Source organism: Streptomyces sp. NPDC057137 (assembly GCF_042670825.1).
Lineage (GTDB): Bacteria > Actinomycetota > Actinomycetes > Streptomycetales > Streptomycetaceae > Streptomyces.
This window is the reverse complement of record NZ_JBHUUW010000042.1, coordinates 20,569-36,665: the sequence shown is the minus strand read 5'-3', so window position 1 is coordinate 36,665 and position 16,097 is coordinate 20,569. Positions and strand designations below refer to the sequence as shown.

At 72.1% G+C, this 16,097-nt stretch carries 18 protein-coding genes; 5 read left to right on the top strand and 13 right to left on the bottom strand.

What is annotated here, in order from left to right; genetic code table 11:
* Nucleotides 1-115 precede the first annotated feature (115 nt).
* From ACFT9I_RS27545 to hisD, 9 genes are all read right to left on the bottom strand, one after another.
* The gene (locus ACFT9I_RS27545) at nucleotides 116-985 is read right to left on the bottom strand and encodes an alpha/beta hydrolase (protein WP_382568604.1); all 870 of its coding nucleotides are present in this window, start codon (nucleotides 983-985) and stop codon (nucleotides 116-118) included.
* A 297-nt stretch (nucleotides 986-1,282) separates the two neighbouring features.
* Complete coding sequence (hisF, locus tag ACFT9I_RS27540; protein ID WP_382568545.1) at nucleotides 1,283-2,038, bottom strand: imidazole glycerol phosphate synthase subunit HisF; 756 nt, start codon at nucleotides 2,036-2,038, stop codon at nucleotides 1,283-1,285.
* Complete coding sequence (locus tag ACFT9I_RS27535; protein WP_382568543.1) at nucleotides 2,035-2,469, bottom strand: RidA family protein; 435 nt, start codon at nucleotides 2,467-2,469, stop codon at nucleotides 2,035-2,037. The genes hisF and ACFT9I_RS27535 overlap by 4 nt, the downstream gene beginning before the upstream one ends.
* Entirely contained in the window at nucleotides 2,466-3,218 is a 753-nt protein-coding gene (gene priA / locus ACFT9I_RS27530; RefSeq protein WP_382568541.1) for a bifunctional 1-(5-phosphoribosyl)-5-((5-phosphoribosylamino)methylideneamino)imidazole-4-carboxamide isomerase/phosphoribosylanthranilate isomerase PriA, read from the bottom strand. The genes ACFT9I_RS27535 and priA overlap by 4 nt, the downstream gene beginning before the upstream one ends.
* Nucleotides 3,218-3,853 carry an imidazole glycerol phosphate synthase subunit HisH gene (gene hisH / locus ACFT9I_RS27525; RefSeq protein ID WP_356585778.1) on the bottom strand — a complete coding sequence of 212 codons (636 nt, stop codon included), beginning with the start codon at nucleotides 3,851-3,853 and terminating at the stop codon, nucleotides 3,218-3,220. Before hisH ends, priA begins: the two co-directional genes overlap by 1 nt.
* Nucleotides 3,850-4,017 carry a hypothetical protein gene (locus ACFT9I_RS27520; RefSeq protein ID WP_023542407.1) on the bottom strand — a complete coding sequence of 56 codons (168 nt, stop codon included), beginning with the start codon at nucleotides 4,015-4,017 and terminating at the stop codon, nucleotides 3,850-3,852. The genes hisH and ACFT9I_RS27520 overlap by 4 nt, the downstream gene beginning before the upstream one ends.
* 4 nt (nucleotides 4,018-4,021) lie before the next feature.
* Nucleotides 4,022-4,615 (bottom strand): imidazoleglycerol-phosphate dehydratase HisB, encoded by a 594-nt coding sequence (gene hisB / locus ACFT9I_RS27515; RefSeq protein WP_382568538.1) that lies wholly within the window; start codon nucleotides 4,613-4,615, stop codon nucleotides 4,022-4,024.
* The gene (locus ACFT9I_RS27510; protein ID WP_382568536.1) at nucleotides 4,612-5,721 is read right to left on the bottom strand and encodes a histidinol-phosphate transaminase; all 1,110 of its coding nucleotides are present in this window, start codon (nucleotides 5,719-5,721) and stop codon (nucleotides 4,612-4,614) included. Before ACFT9I_RS27510 ends, hisB begins: the two co-directional genes overlap by 4 nt.
* Nucleotides 5,718-7,073, bottom strand: coding sequence for a histidinol dehydrogenase (gene hisD, locus ACFT9I_RS27505; RefSeq protein ID WP_382568534.1), 1,356 nt, complete (start codon nucleotides 7,071-7,073; stop codon nucleotides 5,718-5,720). The genes ACFT9I_RS27510 and hisD overlap by 4 nt, the downstream gene beginning before the upstream one ends.
* Nucleotides 7,074-7,324: 251 nt before the next feature.
* Here hisD and ACFT9I_RS27500 point away from each other — a divergent pair, with 251 nt between their 5' ends.
* From ACFT9I_RS27500 to ybaK, 4 genes are all read left to right on the top strand, one after another.
* Nucleotides 7,325-8,953 carry an oxidoreductase gene (locus ACFT9I_RS27500; RefSeq protein ID WP_382568532.1) on the top strand — a complete coding sequence of 543 codons (1,629 nt, stop codon included), beginning with the start codon at nucleotides 7,325-7,327 and terminating at the stop codon, nucleotides 8,951-8,953.
* A gap of 113 nt (nucleotides 8,954-9,066) precedes the next feature.
* On the top strand, nucleotides 9,067-10,095 hold the full coding sequence (locus ACFT9I_RS27495) for a hypothetical protein (protein ID WP_382568530.1): 1,029 nt from the start codon (nucleotides 9,067-9,069) through the stop codon (nucleotides 10,093-10,095).
* Nucleotides 10,096-10,100: 5 nt separating this feature from the next.
* Complete coding sequence (locus tag ACFT9I_RS27490; RefSeq protein ID WP_382568528.1) at nucleotides 10,101-10,841, top strand: LON peptidase substrate-binding domain-containing protein; 741 nt, start codon at nucleotides 10,101-10,103, stop codon at nucleotides 10,839-10,841.
* Between the two features lie 43 nt (nucleotides 10,842-10,884).
* Nucleotides 10,885-11,385 carry a Cys-tRNA(Pro) deacylase gene (ybaK, locus tag ACFT9I_RS27485; RefSeq protein WP_382568526.1) on the top strand — a complete coding sequence of 167 codons (501 nt, stop codon included), beginning with the start codon at nucleotides 10,885-10,887 and terminating at the stop codon, nucleotides 11,383-11,385.
* 22 nt (nucleotides 11,386-11,407) lie between these two features.
* Here ybaK and ACFT9I_RS27480 read toward each other — a convergent pair whose 3' ends face one another.
* From ACFT9I_RS27480 to ACFT9I_RS27465, 4 genes are all read right to left on the bottom strand, one after another.
* Nucleotides 11,408-12,073 (bottom strand): ABC transporter permease, encoded by a 666-nt coding sequence (locus tag ACFT9I_RS27480; RefSeq protein ID WP_382568524.1) that lies wholly within the window; start codon nucleotides 12,071-12,073, stop codon nucleotides 11,408-11,410.
* A gap of 34 nt (nucleotides 12,074-12,107) precedes the next feature.
* Nucleotides 12,108-12,950 carry an ABC transporter permease gene (locus ACFT9I_RS27475; RefSeq protein WP_382568522.1) on the bottom strand — a complete coding sequence of 281 codons (843 nt, stop codon included), beginning with the start codon at nucleotides 12,948-12,950 and terminating at the stop codon, nucleotides 12,108-12,110.
* 301 nt (nucleotides 12,951-13,251) lie between these two features.
* Nucleotides 13,252-14,223: an ABC transporter ATP-binding protein gene (locus ACFT9I_RS27470; RefSeq protein WP_382568602.1), complete on the bottom strand. Its 972-nt coding sequence runs from the start codon at nucleotides 14,221-14,223 to the stop codon at nucleotides 13,252-13,254.
* A 103-nt stretch (nucleotides 14,224-14,326) separates the two neighbouring features.
* Nucleotides 14,327-15,649, bottom strand: a complete 1,323-nt coding sequence (locus tag ACFT9I_RS27465; protein WP_382568520.1) for an NYN domain-containing protein — start codon at nucleotides 15,647-15,649, stop codon at nucleotides 14,327-14,329.
* A gap of 236 nt (nucleotides 15,650-15,885) precedes the next feature.
* On the opposite strand from ACFT9I_RS27465, the gene ACFT9I_RS27460 reads away from it, so the two are divergent.
* Nucleotides 15,886-16,062, top strand: coding sequence for a hypothetical protein (locus ACFT9I_RS27460; protein WP_382568518.1), 177 nt, complete (start codon nucleotides 15,886-15,888; stop codon nucleotides 16,060-16,062).
* The last annotated feature ends 35 nt before the right edge of the window (nucleotides 16,063-16,097 follow it).

Here is a 16,097-nt window from a genome sequence, read left to right as displayed (position 1 = left end):
TTCCCCCGGCGCTGGGCGGCGGCGCGGTGGGCGGCCCCCGCACTGTGCACGGGCACAGTGCGGGGGCCGCGATCACGTACGGGGTTCGGGCCGGCGTACCGGAACGACAGCGGGGTCAGCCGAGCGGGCAACTCCCCCGGTACTCCTCGATGGTGGGGCTCGGTCCGGGCAGCGGGCACAGGAACTGTTCGAAGCGGGTGTCGTCGTCGATGAACCGCTTCAGCCAGGAAATGCTGTACTTGGCGATCGTGGTGTTCGCCGAGGTGGGCGCGGAGTGGGTGGCGCCGTTCAGTTCCAGATACGCCTTGTCGAGTGAGCCGGGCAGCGACTCGTAGAACGGTTCCGAGTGGGTGGCGACGGGGGCGACCGTGTCGCCGTCGGCCCCGACGAGCAGGGTGGGCGTGCGCAGTTCGGGCCAGGTCTTGTCGGTGTTCCAGCCGGTGAGCGGGATCGCGGCCTTCAGCGTCGTACGGCTCTTGGCCGCCTCCAGCGAGCCACCGCCGCCCATCGAGTGGCCCATGACGCCGAGCCGGGCCGCGTCGATCCGGCCGCTGACGGTGCTGTTCTGCTTCAAGTGGTCCAGGGCGGCGAGGAGTTGACGCCCCCTGCTGGCCGGCTGGTCGAGGGTGGTGAGCGTGTTGATGGTGATGACGACGAAGCCCTGCGAGGCGAGTCTCGGGCCGAGCCACGCCACGCTGGACTGCGTGGCGGTGAATCCGGGGGAGATCGCCACGGCGCCGAAGGTGCCGTCGGCCGTGGACGTCGGGTAGTAGATGGTGCCGCCGCCGAAGCCGTCGGCGGCGGACGTGGAGACGGTGGTCTGCGAGACGGCGTACGAGCCGCGTGCCGCCTCGATGCTGGAGACGGTCGGGGCGGGGCCGCGCTCGTAGGGGTTGGCGGCGGCTGCCTCGGGGGCGGCGGGGGCCGCCTGGGCTCCGGGGACGAGCCCGCCGAACAGGGCCGCGGTCGCGGCGCCGGCGGCCAGGGCGACGCTCCAGAAGCGCGGACGGGAGTGAACGCGGTTGCGGCCCGCCGAGCTGTCGCCGGTGGAGAGTTGCTGCACGAGGGGGGTCCTCTCGGTGGAGGCGGCGCGCCCCCGCGCGAGGACCGGGCCCGTCGTCCTGGGCCACGGCCCCCGCCGGATGGCGACCGCCGTACTGGCTGAGATAAGGAACCTTCCCCTCGCGAACCCCCTTCGCGCATCGGAGGGTTCGCCGGTATTGACGGCGAACTGCCCCGGAACGGAGCCGTTCCGGGGCAGTGGGCCTGTGCACGAGGCGGCTCAGCGCACCGGGTGACCCGCCTCCCGCAGCGCCTTCTTCACCTGGGAGATCCGCAGATCGCCGAAGTGGAAGACGGAAGCGGCGAGTACGGCGTCCGCGCCCGCCTCGACGGCCGGCGGGAAGTGCGCGAGGCTGCCCGCGCCGCCCGAGGCGATGACCGGAACGGTGACGTGCCGGCGCACGGCCGCGATCATCTCCGTGTCGTAGCCGTCCTTGGTGCCGTCCGCGTCCATCGAGTTGAGCAGGATCTCCCCGGCGCCCAGTTCGGCCGCGCGGTGCGCCCACTCCACGGCGTCGATGCCGGTGCCCCGGCGACCGCCGTGCGTGGTGACCTCGAAGGTGCCCTCGGGCGTACGCCGCGCGTCGACCGACAGGACGAGCACCTGGCGGCCGAAGCGCTCGGCGATCTCCCGGATGAGGTCGGGGCGTTCGATGGCGGCCGTGTTGACGCCGACCTTGTCGGCGCCCGCCCGCAGCAGCTTGTCGACGTCCTCGGGGGTACGGACACCGCCGCCGACCGTGAGCGGGATGAAGACCTGCTCGGCGGTGCGGCGCACCACGTCGTACGTCGTCTCGCGGTCCCCCGACGAGGCGGTGATGTCGAGGAAGGTCAGCTCGTCGGCGCCCTCGGCGTCGTACAGCCTGGCCATCTCGACGGGGTCACCGGCGTCGCGCAGATTCTGGAAGTTGACGCCCTTGACGACCCGGCCGTTGTCCACGTCGAGGCAGGGGATGACTCGGACGGCGAGGCTCATGCCGGGCCTCCGGAGGGCGCGCGGAAGGCTTCGAGTTCGATCTCGACGACCAGGCTCGGGTCGATGAGGCCGGCGACGACGACCATCGTGGCGGCGGGCCGTACGGCGCCGAACACCTCCTTGTGGGCGCGGCCGACGTCGTCCGCGTCCCCGGCGTGCGTGACGTACATCCGGGTGCGTACGACGTGTTCGGCGCCGAGGCCGAGGTCGTTCAGCGCCTTGACGCCGACACCGAAGGCGGTGACGGCCTGCTCGTACGGGCCGCCCTCCGCGATCCGGCCGTCGACGACCGAGGTGCAGCCGGAGACGAGGACGACGCCGGTGGGCAGTTGGACGGCGCGGGAGTAGCCGTAGGTGTCCTCCCAGAGACCGTCCGAGGCGATGCGGCGTACGCCGTCCGACTCGTTCGTGTGCTTCGGCGCGTCGCTCATCGGGCCACCTCCACGAGCGCCTCTTCCAGGGTGAACGCCTTCGCGTACAGGGCCTTGCCGACGATCGCGCCCTCGACGCCCTCGGGCACCAGCGAGGCGATGGCACGCAGGTCGGCGAGCGAGGAGACGCCGCCGGAGGCGACGACCGGCCGGTCGGTGGCCGCGCACACACTCTTCAGCAGCTCCAGATTGGGCCCCTGGAGCGTGCCGTCCTTGGCGATGTCGGTGACGACGTACCGCGCGCAGCCCTCCGCGTCGAGGCGCGCCAGCGTCTCCCAGAGGTCGCCGCCCTCGCTGGTCCAGCCGCGCCCGCGCAGGGTCGTACCGCGTACGTCGAGGCCGATCGCGATCCGGTCGCCGTACTCGGCGATGGCCTTGGCCGCCCACTCGGGGGTCTCCAGGGCCGCCGTACCGAGGTTGACGCGTGTGCAGCCGGTGGCGAGCGCGGCGGCGAGCGAGGCGTCGTCGCGGATGCCGCCGGACAGCTCGACCTTGATGTCCATGGCGTCGGTGATGCCGGCGACGAGGTCCCTGTTGTCACCGGTGCCGAACGCCGCGTCGAGGTCCACGAGATGCAGCCACTCGGCACCCGCCCGCTGCCAGGCGAGTGCGGCTTCCAGCGGTGAGCCGTAGGAGGTCTCGGATCCCGATTCGCCGTGGACGAGCCGCACGGCCTGGCCGTCGCGTACGTCGACGGCGGGAAGGAGTTCGAGGCTCGTCACGGAGGACGAGGGGGGTGTGCCGGACATCAGAAGGTTCCGATCCAGTTGGACAGCAGCTGGGCTCCGGCGTCGCCGGACTTCTCGGGGTGGAACTGCGTGGCCCACAGTGCACCGTTCTCCACGGCGGCCACGAACGGCTCGCCGTGCCGGGACCAGGTGACCTTCGGGGCGCGGATCTTGGGGTTGGTGACTTCGAGGGACCAGTCGTGGACGGCGTACGAGTGCACGAAGTAGTAGCGCTCGCCGGCGTCGAGCCCGGCGAAGAGCAGGCTGTCCGCGGGTGCCTCGACGGTGTTCCAGCCCATGTGGGGGACGGTCGGGGCGGTGAGCGGCCCCACCGTGCCCGGCCACTCGTCGAGACCTTCGGTCTCCACGCCGTGCTCGATGCCGCGCTCGAAGAGGATCTGCATACCGACGCAGATGCCGAGTACGGGGCGTCCGCCCGCCAGCCGGCGGCCGACGATCCAGTCGCCGCGCGCCGCGCGGAGCCCTTCCATGCAGGCGGAGAAGGCGCCGACGCCGGGCACGATCAGGCCGTCGGCGTTCATGGCCTTGTCGAAGTCACGGGTGATCTCGACCTCCGCCCCGGCACGGGCGACGGCGCGTTCGGCGGAGCGGACGTTGCCGAAGCCGTAGTCGAGGACGACGACGTTCTTGGTCATTCCCAGAGTCCTTGGATACGAAGGATGCCGGCGACGAGGCAGAGGGCGGAGCAGATGCCGAGCAGGACGATGACGCCCGTGGGCTGCTTCTGCTTCGCGAAGGAGTAGACGCCACCGGCCAGGAACAGGCCGAGGACGATGAGGATGGTGTTGAGACCGGTCATGGGGTTAGAGGGCGCCCTTCGTGGACGGGAGGATGCCGACGGCGCGGGGGTCGCGTTCGCTCGCGTACCGCAGCGCGCGGGCGAGGGCCTTGAACTGGCACTCGACGATGTGGTGCGCGTTGCGCCCGTACGGGACGTGCACGTGCAGCGCGATCTGTGCCTGGGCGACGAACGACTCCAGGATGTGCCGGGTCATCGTCGTGTCGTAGCTGCCGATCATCGGCGCCATCGTCTCCGGTTCGGTGTGCACCAGGTACGGGCGGCCGGAGAGGTCCACGGTGACCTGGGCGAGCGATTCGTCCAGCGGGACGGTGCAGTTGCCGAAGCGGTAGATGCCGACCTTGTCGCCGAGCGCCTGCTTGAAGGCGGCGCCGAGGGCGAGGGCGGTGTCCTCGATGGTGTGGTGCGAGTCGATGTGCAGATCGCCCTCGGTCTTGACCGTCAGGTCGAACAGGCCGTGCCTGCCGAGCTGGTCGAGCATGTGGTCGTAGAAGCCGACGCCCGTCGACACCTCCACCTTGCCCGTGCCGTCGAGGTCGAGCTCGACAACGACCGAGGTCTCCTTGGTCGTTCGTTCCACGCGGCCGATACGGCTCATGCGCTCTGCTCCTTCGTCAATTTACGTACCGCGTCGAGGAACGCGTCGTTCTCGGACGGGGTGCCCGCCGTGACCCGCAGCCGGCCGGGGACGCCGTTGTCGCGTACCAGCACGCCCTGGTCGAGGATCGTCCGCCAGGCCCGGTGCGCGTCGTCGAAGCGGCCGAACTGGACGAAGTTGGCGTCCGACTCGGTGACCTCGAAGCCCATCGCCCGCAGTTCGGTGACCAGCCGGTCCCGCTCGGTCTTGAGCTGTTCGACATATCCGAGCAGCGTATCGGTGTGCTCCAGCGCGGCGAGCGCGGTGGCCTGGGTGACGGCGGACAGGTGGTACGGCAGGCGTACCAGCTGCACCGCGTCGACCACGGCGGGGTCGGCGGCGAGATAGCCGAGGCGCAGTCCGGCGGCGCCGAAGGCCTTGGACATCGTGCGGGACACGACGAGGTTCGGCCGGCCCGCGAGCAGCGGCAGCAGCGTGGGGTGGTGGCTGAACTCGACGTACGCCTCGTCCACGACGACCAGCGACGGCCGGGCGGCCTGCGCCGCGTCGTACAGCCGCAGGACGGTCGCGGCGTCGACGGCGCTGCCGGTGGGGTTGTTGGGGGTGGTGATGAAGACGACGTGGGGCCGGTGCTCGGTGATGGCCCGCTCGGCGGCGGCCACGTCGATGGTGAAGTCCTCGTTGCGGGGGCCGGACACCCAGCCGGTGCTGGTGCCGCGCGCGATGAGGTGGTGCATCGAGTACGAGGGCTCGAAGCCGATCGCGGTGCGGCCGGGGCCGCCGAAGGTCTGGAGCAGCTGCTGGATGACCTCGTTGGAGCCGTTGGCCGCCCAGACGTTGGCGGCGGTCAGCGGGAGGTCGCCGGCGGTGCGGCGCAGATAGGCGGCCAGCTCGGTGCGGAGTTCCACCGCGTCCCGGTCGGGGTAGCGGTTGAGGCCGCGCGCGGCCTCGCGGACCCGCTCGGTGATCCGCTCGACGAGCGGTTCGGGCAGCGGGTACGGGTTCTCGTTGGTGTTGAGGTGCACGGGGACGTCCAACTGGGGCGCCCCGTAGGGGGACTTGCCGCGCAGTTCGTCGCGTACGGGAAGGTCGTCGATGCCGGTCACGCGCCCTCCCCGGCGGGCTGCCGCACCTGGGGCAGTTTCCAGCCGAAACGCGCCTTGACTGCGGCGCCGTGCGCGGGCAGGTCCTCGGCCTCGGCGAGGGTCACGACGTGGTGCGCGACGTCGGCGAGCGCGTCACGCGTGTAGTCCACGATGTGGATGCCGCGCAGGAAGGACTGGACGGACAGGCCGGAGGAGTGACAGGCGCAACCGCCGGTCGGCAAAACGTGGTTGGAGCCGGCGCAGTAGTCGCCGAGCGAGACGGGCGCGTACGGCCCCACGAAGATCGCGCCCGCGTTGCGGACCCGGGCGGCGACGGCGGCGGCGTCGGCGGTCTGCACCTCCAGGTGCTCGGCGCCGTACGCGTCGACCACCCGCAGGCCCTCCTCGACTCCGTCGACCAGGACGATCGCGGACTGCTTGCCCGCCAGGGCGGGCGCGATGCGGTCCTCGACGTGCTTGGTGGCGGCGGTCTGCGGCACCAGTTCCTTCTCGACCGCGTCGGCCAGTTCGACGGAGTCGGTGACGAGGACGGCGGCGGCGAGCGGGTCGTGCTCGGCCTGGCTGATCAGGTCGGCGGCGACGTGCGCCGGGTCGGCGGTCGCGTCGGCGAGGACGGCGATCTCGGTCGGACCGGCCTCGGTGTCGATGCCGATACGGCCCGCGAAGTAGCGCTTGGCGGCGGTGACCCAGATGTTGCCGGGGCCGGTGACCATGTCGGCGGGCGGGCAGCCGTCGGGGCCGGTCGTGCCGTACGCGAACATCGCGACGGCCTGGGCGCCGCCGACCGCGTACACCTCGTCGACACCGAGCAGCGCGCAGGCGGCGAGGATCGTCGGGTGCGGCAGGCCGCCGAACTCCTTCTGGGGAGGTGAGGCGAGCGCGATCGAGCCGACGCCCGCCTCCTGCGCCGGGACCACGTTCATGAGCACGGAGGACGGGTACACGGAGCGTCCGCCGGGCGCGTACAGCCCGACGCGGCCGACCGGCACCCACTTCTCGGTCACCGTGCCGCCGGGCACGACCTGTGTGGTGTGTTCCGCGCGTCGCTGGGCGCGGTGGACGGTGCGGGCCCGCCGTACCGACTCCTCCAGCGCGGCCCGCAGGGCGGGATCCAGGGCCTGAAGGGCCCGGGTGAGGGCTTCGGCGGGGACCCGTACCCGGTCGAGCGTCACACCGTCGAACTTCCGCGCGTACTCGATCAGCGCCGCCGTGCCGCGATGGCGTACGTCCTCGCAGATGGGCCGCACCTTCTCCAGGGCGGCCGACACGTCGAAGTCGGCACGGGGCAGCAGGCCGCGCAGTGCGCCGCCCTCGGGGAGGGCGTCGCCGCGCAGATCGATTCGTGAGATCACACGGTCAATTCTCGCAGACCGGATATCGCCGCCGGTCGCCCGTATCACTGGCTGATATGAGCCCTGAATGTCACTCACGGCTACTAATGTTGACGATCGGCGTTCATTCGGTCACTCAGAGGGAAGAACATTCGTACGACTTCACAACAGCAGCCCCGCCCGGCGACGACTGCCCGGGCGTCACACGACGACAGGCACACGACGACAACGCACAGCGACAGGCACGGCGAACGGGGAAGCGAGGCGCGGCAGTGTCCGAGCCGCAGGACGACGAAGCTCCGGAATGGCTCTCCGCCACAGAACTCGGCATGTGGCAGGCCTTCCGGAACGGCAGCACCTACGACCTGAGCGTGCCGAGTCCATTGCTCAACGACCCGGCCGCGGCCGGCCCCTGGGGCGAGCACCGCAGTGTGCGCGCCCGGGTGGTCGCGCTGCTGCTGCTCAGCGGCCCCTCGGCGCGCCCGGGCCGGGTCGCCGCCCTCAAGCTGCGCGGGGCGTACATCAGCGGGTCGCTGGATCTCGCGGGCGGCAATGTCGAGCCGTATGTGGAGCTGACCTTCTGCCGCTTCGAGCGGGAAGTGGTGCTGCCGGAGTGCCACTTCACCACCCTGCGGCTGGTGGGCTGCGTGATCCCGCGCCTGGAGGCCGCCCGGCTGCGCACGGAGGGCGATCTGCATCTGCCGCGCTGCCAGGTCGCGCGCGGTATCCGGCTGACCGACGCGCACATCGGCACGGACCTGCTGATCAGCCAGATATCCGTGCGTCCCGACAGCAACAGCCGGTCGATAGCCGCCGACGGGATGTCGGTGGGGCAGGATCTCCAGGCCGAACAGATGGAGACGCACGGCGAGTTCAGTCTGCGCGGTTCGACGGTCGGGGGCTCGCTGATGCTGCGCGGCAGCCGACTGCGCGCGGCGGGCCAGCGGCGCGCGCTCAACGCGCCGCAGCTGACCGTGGAGCGCTCGCTCTACATGACGGGCGCCGTGGTGAGCAGCGCGACGGGCCACGCCAACTCCACACCGCCGTACGGCACGGTCTACACGGGCAGCACCGGTGGCACGGGCAACACCGCGACGCTGCCGCCGGGCACCGAGATCCGGCGCTTCGAGTGCTACGGCGGAGTCCGTCTGGACGACGGGCGGGTCGGCGACTCGATCGACTTCCACCAGGCGCGTTTCCTGATGGCGGCCGGTGAGGAGCTGTCGCTGCGCCGGATCACCGCCACCGAGCTGCGCTTCCAGTGCGAGCGCCCGCTGGAGGGCCGGGTCGTGCTGAACGGCGCGAAGATCACGACGCTGATGGACCTGTCCACGAGCTGGCCGGGCCCCGGCGGTCTGGCGATGGGCGGTTTCGCCTACGAGAACGTGGTGCCGTCCGGCCATTTCCCGCTGAACCGGCGGCTGGAGTGGCTGGACTCGGCGACCCCGGAGTACTCGCCGGAGCCGTACGAACGCCTGGCGCAGGTGATGCGCAACAGCGGCGAGGACGCCGACGCCCGCGAGGTGCTGCTGGCCAAGCAGCGCAGACGGCGCGAGACGCTGCCGCTGGCGGCGAAGACCTGGGGGTACATCCAGGACTGGACGGTGGCGTACGGCTACCGGCCGGGCCGGGCCGCGCTGTGGATGGCGATGCTGTGGGCGGCGGGCACGTTCGCCTTCGCGCGGAACGCGCCGGAGCCGTTGAAGGGCGAGGAGCACCCGGCGTGGAATCCGGCCCTGTATGTGCTGGATCTGCTGGTGCCGGTGATCAATCTCGGCCAGGACGGGCACTGGCGGACGGAGGGCGGCTGGCAGTGGCTGTCGGCGGCGATGGTCCTGCTCGGCTGGATCCTCGCCACAACTGTCGCAGCGGGTGCCTCACGTCTCCTGCGCCGCGGCTGACCCAGCGTCCGGCCTCTTTCTTTGCCGTCCCTTGACCCCCCGGAAGACAACCTTTCACCCACCACCAAAACTTCACATATGCCCTCTGGCGCCCCTGCGACCTGCGGTTTTCAATGGTCCGCACCATGTCATTGATTCGCGCACTGATCAGTACCGCGCGCATGCTCCGGCACACCCCGCGGCTCGCCGACGGGCTTCCGCCGGACGATGCGGTACTGCTCGACGCCCCCGACCACCGGCTCGCCCCGGCGCTCGTCTCGGCCGCACTCGGCGAGTACGAGCAGGCGGCGAAGCTGCTGGCGACCACGCGCGAATCAGCCGAGTGGGAGAACCGCGACCGCTATGTGATGCGGCTCGCCGCCTTCGCCCACAACCGTGACGAATGGCTGGGCCACTGGCTCGCCGCCTCTTCGAACGACCCGGACGCGCTGGTCGTCAAGGCCGAGCTGGGCGTGCGCAGGGCCTGGGAGTCCCCGGCCCGCGCCGAGCTGCTGCGCGAGCTGAGCCCGCTGATCGGCTCGGCGGCCGAGGGCGACCCGCGCGACCCGGTGCCGTGGCGGATCGCCCTGGACCACGCGCGCGGCACGCACGCGGGCCACGATGCCTTCGAGTCGCTGTGGGGCGAGGCGGTGCGCCGCTCCTCGCACCACTACGGGTGCCATGTCGCGGCGCTGCAGTACCTCTCCGCCCGGTGGCACGGCTCGCACGAGGAGTGCTTCGACTTCGCCGAACAGGCCGCCGAGGACGCGCTGCCGGGCTCGCTCGTGAAGGCGCTTCCGATGCGGGCCGCCTTCAGTCGGCTGGTGAGCGGCGATCTCACCTCCGTGACGACGGACCGGATCGACGCGGCCTGCGACGAGGCGATCCTGCTCTCCTCCCTGTACGCGGTGGGCGACCCCTGGCCGGCGGAGGTACGCAATCTGCTGGCGTACGTGCTGGTCGGACGGCATCGGTGGGACGAGGCGCTGGAGCAGTTCCGGCTGATCGGCCCGTACGCGACGTCGTTTCCGTGGACGTCGCTGACCGACGATCCGCTGGGCCAGTTCCTGGAGACACGCGACGGCGTACGCCTCCAGGTGGCCTCCGGGATGCCCTTGTGGAACCGGACAGACAGAGGGCGTCCCCGGGGCCATTACGCTTGAGCGTTGTGACCACCGCACATCTCCCTCTCTTCCCGCTGAACGCGGTGTTGTTCCCGGGCCTCGTCATGCCCCTGAACATCTTCGAGGAGCGGTATCGCGCCATGATGCGCGAGCTGCTCAAGACCGACGAGTCCGAACCGCGACGCTTCGTCGTGGTCGCCATCCGCGATGGGCACGAGGTCGCGCCGACGGCCTCCGGCCTGCCCGACCCCACCTCCGTACCGGAACGCGGGCCCGCGGCCGGCTTCGGCGCCGAGCCGCTGAACTCCTTCCACCAGGTGGGCTGCGTCGCCGACGCGACCACCATCCGCGAACGCCCGGACGGCAGTTTCGAGGTCCTGGCCACCGGCACCAGCCGGGTCCGGCTCCTCTCCGTCGACACCGGCGGGCCCTATCTGAGCGCCGAGGTCGAGGACATCGCGGAGGACTCGGGCGAGGGCGCGGGAGCGCTCGCCGAAGGCGTGCTGCGGGCGTTCCGCAGCTACCAGAAACGGCTGGCCGGCGCGCGTGAACGGTCGCTGTCGACCGGCAACGAACTGCCCGACGAACCGTCCGTGGTCTCGTATCTGGTGGCCGCGGCGGCCGTCCTGGACACCCCGGCGAAGCAGCGGCTGCTCCAGGCGCCGGACACCGTGACGCGGCTGCGGGAGGAGCTGAAGCTCCTGCGGGCCGAGACGGCGGTGATCCGGCATCTGCCGTCGCTGCCGGCCGTGGACCTCACCCGGGGCCCGACCAGCCCCAACTGACCCCCTTTTTCCGGCTGTTCGACCCACGCGAGGAACAAGCCCCTTGGCGAAGAAGCAGGCGAAGAAGGCCGCGGGCGGCACCCCGGCGACGGTCGCGCTGACGGCGGCGAAGGCCGAGTTCACCCTGCACGCGTACGAGCACGACCCGGCGGCGCCCTCGTACGGCGAGGAGGCCGCGGAGGCGCTGGGGGTGTCGGCGGACCGGGTGTTCAAGACGCTGGTCGCCGACGTCGACGGCGAACTGACCGTCGCGGTGGTCCCGGTCTCCGGCTCGCTGGACCTGAAGGCACTGGCCGCCGCCGTGGGCGGCAAGCGGGCGACGATGGCGGACCCCTCGGCGGCGGAGCGCACCACGGGCTATGTACGCGGCGGCATCTCGCCGCTGGGCCAGCGCAAGCGGCTCCGTACGGTGGTCGACTCCTCGGCGGAGGACCACCCGACGGTCTGCGTCTCGGCGGGCCGCCGCGGCCTGGAGGTGGAGCTGTCCCCGTCGGACCTGACCTCCCTGACGTCGGCGACGCTGGCGCCGATCGCCAGGGCCTGACGGCCCGCGCGACGAGTTCGCTCTAGCGCCCCGCGCCCGGCTCGTCCTCGGGGCCTCCGGGGAGGTACGGCGCCCCGAACGGCACCCACTCCGGATCCGGGTCGCGCGGCCCGAACAGGGCCGTCAGCGCCAGGTGTACGACCATCGCCGCCACCGGCCAGGCGAGCAGCGCGCCGCGCGCGTTCAGCTCCAGCGGGGCGTCGAACGTCGCGCCCTGCCCCGCCGCGCGCGCCTGCGTCACCACGTCGTCCGGGCCCAGCCCCCAGCCGATCAGCCAGGCCAGTCCCGACGCGAGCAGCCCGCCCAGCGCCAGTCCCACGACCAGCGGGATGCCGCCGCGCCGGCGGAACCAGAAGACCAGGGCGGCACTGACCACGCCGAATCCCAGGGCCAGCAGCACGAACGTGCCGTCCGCGCCGATCGCCTCCTCGCCCTCCGTGTCCTTCAGGAAGACGGCCGAGTCACCGGCGATCAGCGGCACCCGGGGCGACAGCCAGAGCCAGAGAAATCCGAACAGGACACCCGAGACAGCCACGGCGAGCGTCACGACGGCGGCCTGCTTCAGCTCGGTCCTCGTGTCCGGCTCGTCCGCCGCCTCGGCGACATAGGCGTGGGCGCCCGCGCCCTGCGGCTTCTGCCAGGGATCGTCGTTCGGGGGCTGGTGGGGCGGCGTCAGGGGTGCTGTCACCCCGCCATCGTGCCAGGCATGGCCCGGCCGTGCCTCATCGGACCGCCGCACGCCTGTACGCCCAGGTCGCCACGGCCAGCGACACGACGCCGACGGCCGCGCAGACCGCCAGATCGAGCGCGACGGTGGGCCAGTCGGGATGCCGGTCGAAGCTGCGGGCCAGGGCCTCCACGCCGTACGTGGACGGCAGCAGATCGCGGGCGTACGTGATCGGCCCCGGCAGCCGGTCGGCGGGCAGCACACCGAGCAGCAGCGCGGCGGACATACCGAGCTGCCCGAGCAGTGTGGCCAGCTCCTGGCGGGGCGCGAGGAGGCCCAGCGCCGCGCCGAGACCGGCGAGCGCGGCGCCGGAGAGCGGGATGACGGCGACCAGCACCCAGAGATGGGTGAGCGGCAGATCGAAGAGCAGACTGCCCGTCACGGCCGTCACGGCGGTGCCCGGCACGGTGAACGAGGCATACGCGCCGGCCGCGCCCAGCACCACGGCGGCGGGCGGCACGGGCAGCGTCGCGTAGTGGTCGAGGCCGCCGGTCGCCCGCAGCTGCCCGAAGTACTGGGCGAGCAGATTGAGCGCCACGAAGGCCACGACGAGCACGCTCGACCCGGCCACCACGGCGCGCGCCTCGGCGCCGCCGTCGACGACACCTCGCATCAGGATCATGATCCCGACGGACTGGAAGGTCGCGACGAAGAGAAGCGGGATACGGGCGACGCGGGCCCGCGAGAGCTGCGCGCGGTACACGGCGGCCATCGAGGGCAGCAGCCGCGCGCGGGGAGCCAGTGGCGCCGGCGCCCCGTCGGCTCCGTCGGTTGCGGCACGGGTGTCCGGGGCTGTCCGGCTCTTCCCGGCGACGGCCTCCGCGGGCACGATGCTCACCTGGCGCTGCTCCTGTTCGGTGCGGACGGACGGGTGCGGGCACGGCACGTCGGGTACGGCGCCGACAGGGACCAGCGTGTCATACGGCCGGAAGGGGCCGAACGCCCCGTACGGGCGGGCCTCGTGCGGGTGGCGGCGGCGCGAGCCGGCACAACGGCCCCGGCGGCGGGGGCCGGGCGCGACGGAGCCACCGCCCGCGCGAGGACGGCGGCGCGGCCCCCGGTGGCGACCGGGCCGGGCCTCGGAGCCGTAAATCCAAAGCCCTCGGCCCGCACGCCGCCGCTCACGCCGTAGCCGTCCCTCACGCCTTCACCAGCCCCGGCACCTGGCCGCCGAGCGCCAGATACACGTCCTCCAGGCTCGGCGTCGCCAGCGTGAAGTCGTCCAGCGCCGCGAAGGCGGCGCCGCCGGTCACCGCCGCGACGGCCGCGCGCGCCTCGTCGGGGGCGAGCCGCAGCACCCAGCGGCGGCCCGACTCCTGCGCGGATCCGCGCAGCGCGGCGACCTCGGGAACGTCGAGCGGGGCGCGCTCGCGCCAGACGAGTTCGAGCCGTACCTCGCCTGCGACCTGCTCCTTGAGTCCGGACGGGGTGTCGCAGGCGATGACCTTGCCCCGGTCGAGCACGGCGACCCGGTCGAGGACCGTCTCGGCCTCGATGACGTTGTGGGTGACGAGCAGTACGGTCGCGCCGCGCTCGGACCGGCGGCGGTCGACCGCCGCCCAGACGGCGCGCCTGGCGACCGGGTCCATGCCGGTGGTGGGCTCGTCCAGGACGAGCACGGGCCGCTCCCCCACCAGCGTGGCGGCGAAGCAGGCCATCCGCCGCTGGCCGCCGGAGAGCTTCTTCAGGGGGCGGCCGGCGAGTTCGGTGAGCCCGAGTTCGGCGAGCACGGCGTCGCGTTCGGCACGCGCCTCACTCAGGCTGAGCCCGCGCAGCCGTCCCGTGGTCTCGGCGGCGAGCCCGACGGTCAACTCGTCGAGTGCGGTGGACTCCTGGCCGAGATAGCCGATGAGGCGGGAGGCGCGTTCGGGGTGGCGGACCAGATCGTGTCCGAGGACGTCGACGCTGCCGGAGTCGGGCCGCATGAGTCCGGTGAGCTGGCGTACGAGGGTGGACTTACCCGCACCGTTGGGGCCGAGCAGTCCGAAGATCTCACCGCGCCGCACGTCCAGCGAGATGCCGTCGGTGGCGCGCACCTCGGGTGTCGCCGGGGCCCCACGTCTGCCGCGCGCGGCGGGGTACGTCTTGACCAGCTCCCGTACCGCGCACACCGTACTCACAAGGGTCGAGCCTACGGGGTCCGGCCGCCCCGAAGACGTCCGGGGGCGCCCGGTGGCCCTTGGGGCCTGTCCCTCAGGTGCCCGCGGACAGGCGCTACTCCGCCGCTCCGTCGGTCTTCGTGGGCGGCTGCTCCGTCTTCGTGGGCGGGTGCTCCGCCGCCGCCCGTACGTCGATCTCGCGCCAGAAACCGGCCCTGATCGCATACCGGTCGTGCTCGTCGATCTGGTCGTCCTTGTGCGCCAGCAGCCCGAAGCGCGCCGCGTATCTCAGTACTTCGCCGTCGATACGGTGCGGGATCCGCGGGTACATCGTGGACAGCTTCTGCACATGGCCGGCCTCCGGCAGCCGCTCCATCCACCGGCGGGCGAACACCTGTCCCACCTCGAACGGGTCGCCGCCGACCGTCGTGATGTCCTCCTCGCGGTCGGCCCAGCGCTGCTCGGCGCTGGTGAGCTGCGCGAGCGTGGGCAGCGACGCGGTCTCGGGCGACTCCCCGAGCTGGCCTCCGGCCCCCGGGCGCTCGACCCAGCCGCGGTCGGACGACCAGCGCAGCGTCGCGTTGGCCGGCGGGGGCGGCGCGGGATGCGGTCCGGGCGTACGCAGCGCGGCCAGGTCCTTGGGGGTGGGGACGCCCTTGCCGCCCGGGGGCGCCGGATGCGCGGTCTCGGGGTCGTGCCCCGGCGCGTGGCCCGGCGCGTGCTCCGTCGGGGGCGGCGCCGTGCCGTTGCGCGGGGACGTGGCCCGCGCCTCGGCCGCCCGTTCGGCGGACGCGGCGAGCGCCGACTCGGGCAGCGGCGCGGAGAGGATGGCGGCGATCTCGGGGCGGGGCACCGGCGGCGGGGCGCAGATGCCGCCGAAGTCCTTGGCGCGTACGGCCTTGGTGATCCAGGCCCGGTCGAGCACCCGGCGTTCGTCCGCCTCGGCCACCAGGTCCTCGGACTGGTTGTAGTCGCCGTCCGCCGCCTGTACCGCCCAGAGGTGCACGGCGACACCGTGTTCCTTGGCGGACATCAGGCCGGGCAGCAGATCACCGTCGCCGGTCACCAGGACCACGTCCGAGCAGGCGCGATTTCTGGCCAACTCCGTCAGCTCGGCGTGCATCGCCGCGTCGACGCCCTTCTGCGCCCAGCGGCCGTCGCTGCGGGTCAGGGCGCCCAGCCGGACGGTGACACGTGACATGACGCGCAGTCGCCGGTGTTCGGGCTGCGGTACGCGGTCGGGGGCGCCGTCGAACCAGTAGATACGGAGCAGCGGCTGCTCCGTATCGGCCTCGGCGCGCTCGCGCAGACCCTGGATGAGGGCGGCGTGGTCGACGGTGATGCGGGAGCGGGCCGGTTCTCCGGCGAGGAGGCTCGCGGCGGCGCCCAGCAGGTAACCGGCGTCCACCAGGACGACGCAGCGGTCCACGTGTTCCACCCTCTTTCGGGAACGTCGGGATCGGAAGTTACTACGGGTTTCCTTCGAGTCTGCCCGACCGCAACTGGCTTAACGGCCGGAACTGGATCATCGGCGTGGCGTATCCCTTTCGGCTACCCCTACGGGCACCGGAACTTCCGCCCGTTACGCTCAGCAATGATCCAAAATGCGGTGGTTCACGGCATATGTGAATCTGGTCGCGGCCCTGGCCCCAACATCCTTCAGGAGGCAGCACCATGGCCAAGAACAAGAATCGTGACCGCGGCAAGCACCAGGACCGTTCGGCCGCCGAGCGTGGCAACGAGCAGTCCTCGTCCTCCTCGACGGAGGCCAGGGCCGAGCAGATACAGGAGCGCGTCACGCCGTCCGACGTCCCCCACAAGGGCCGTGAGAAGCGTTTCGGCCACAACTGACGCGGCCGGCCGCACATGACGAGAGGGGCACGCCC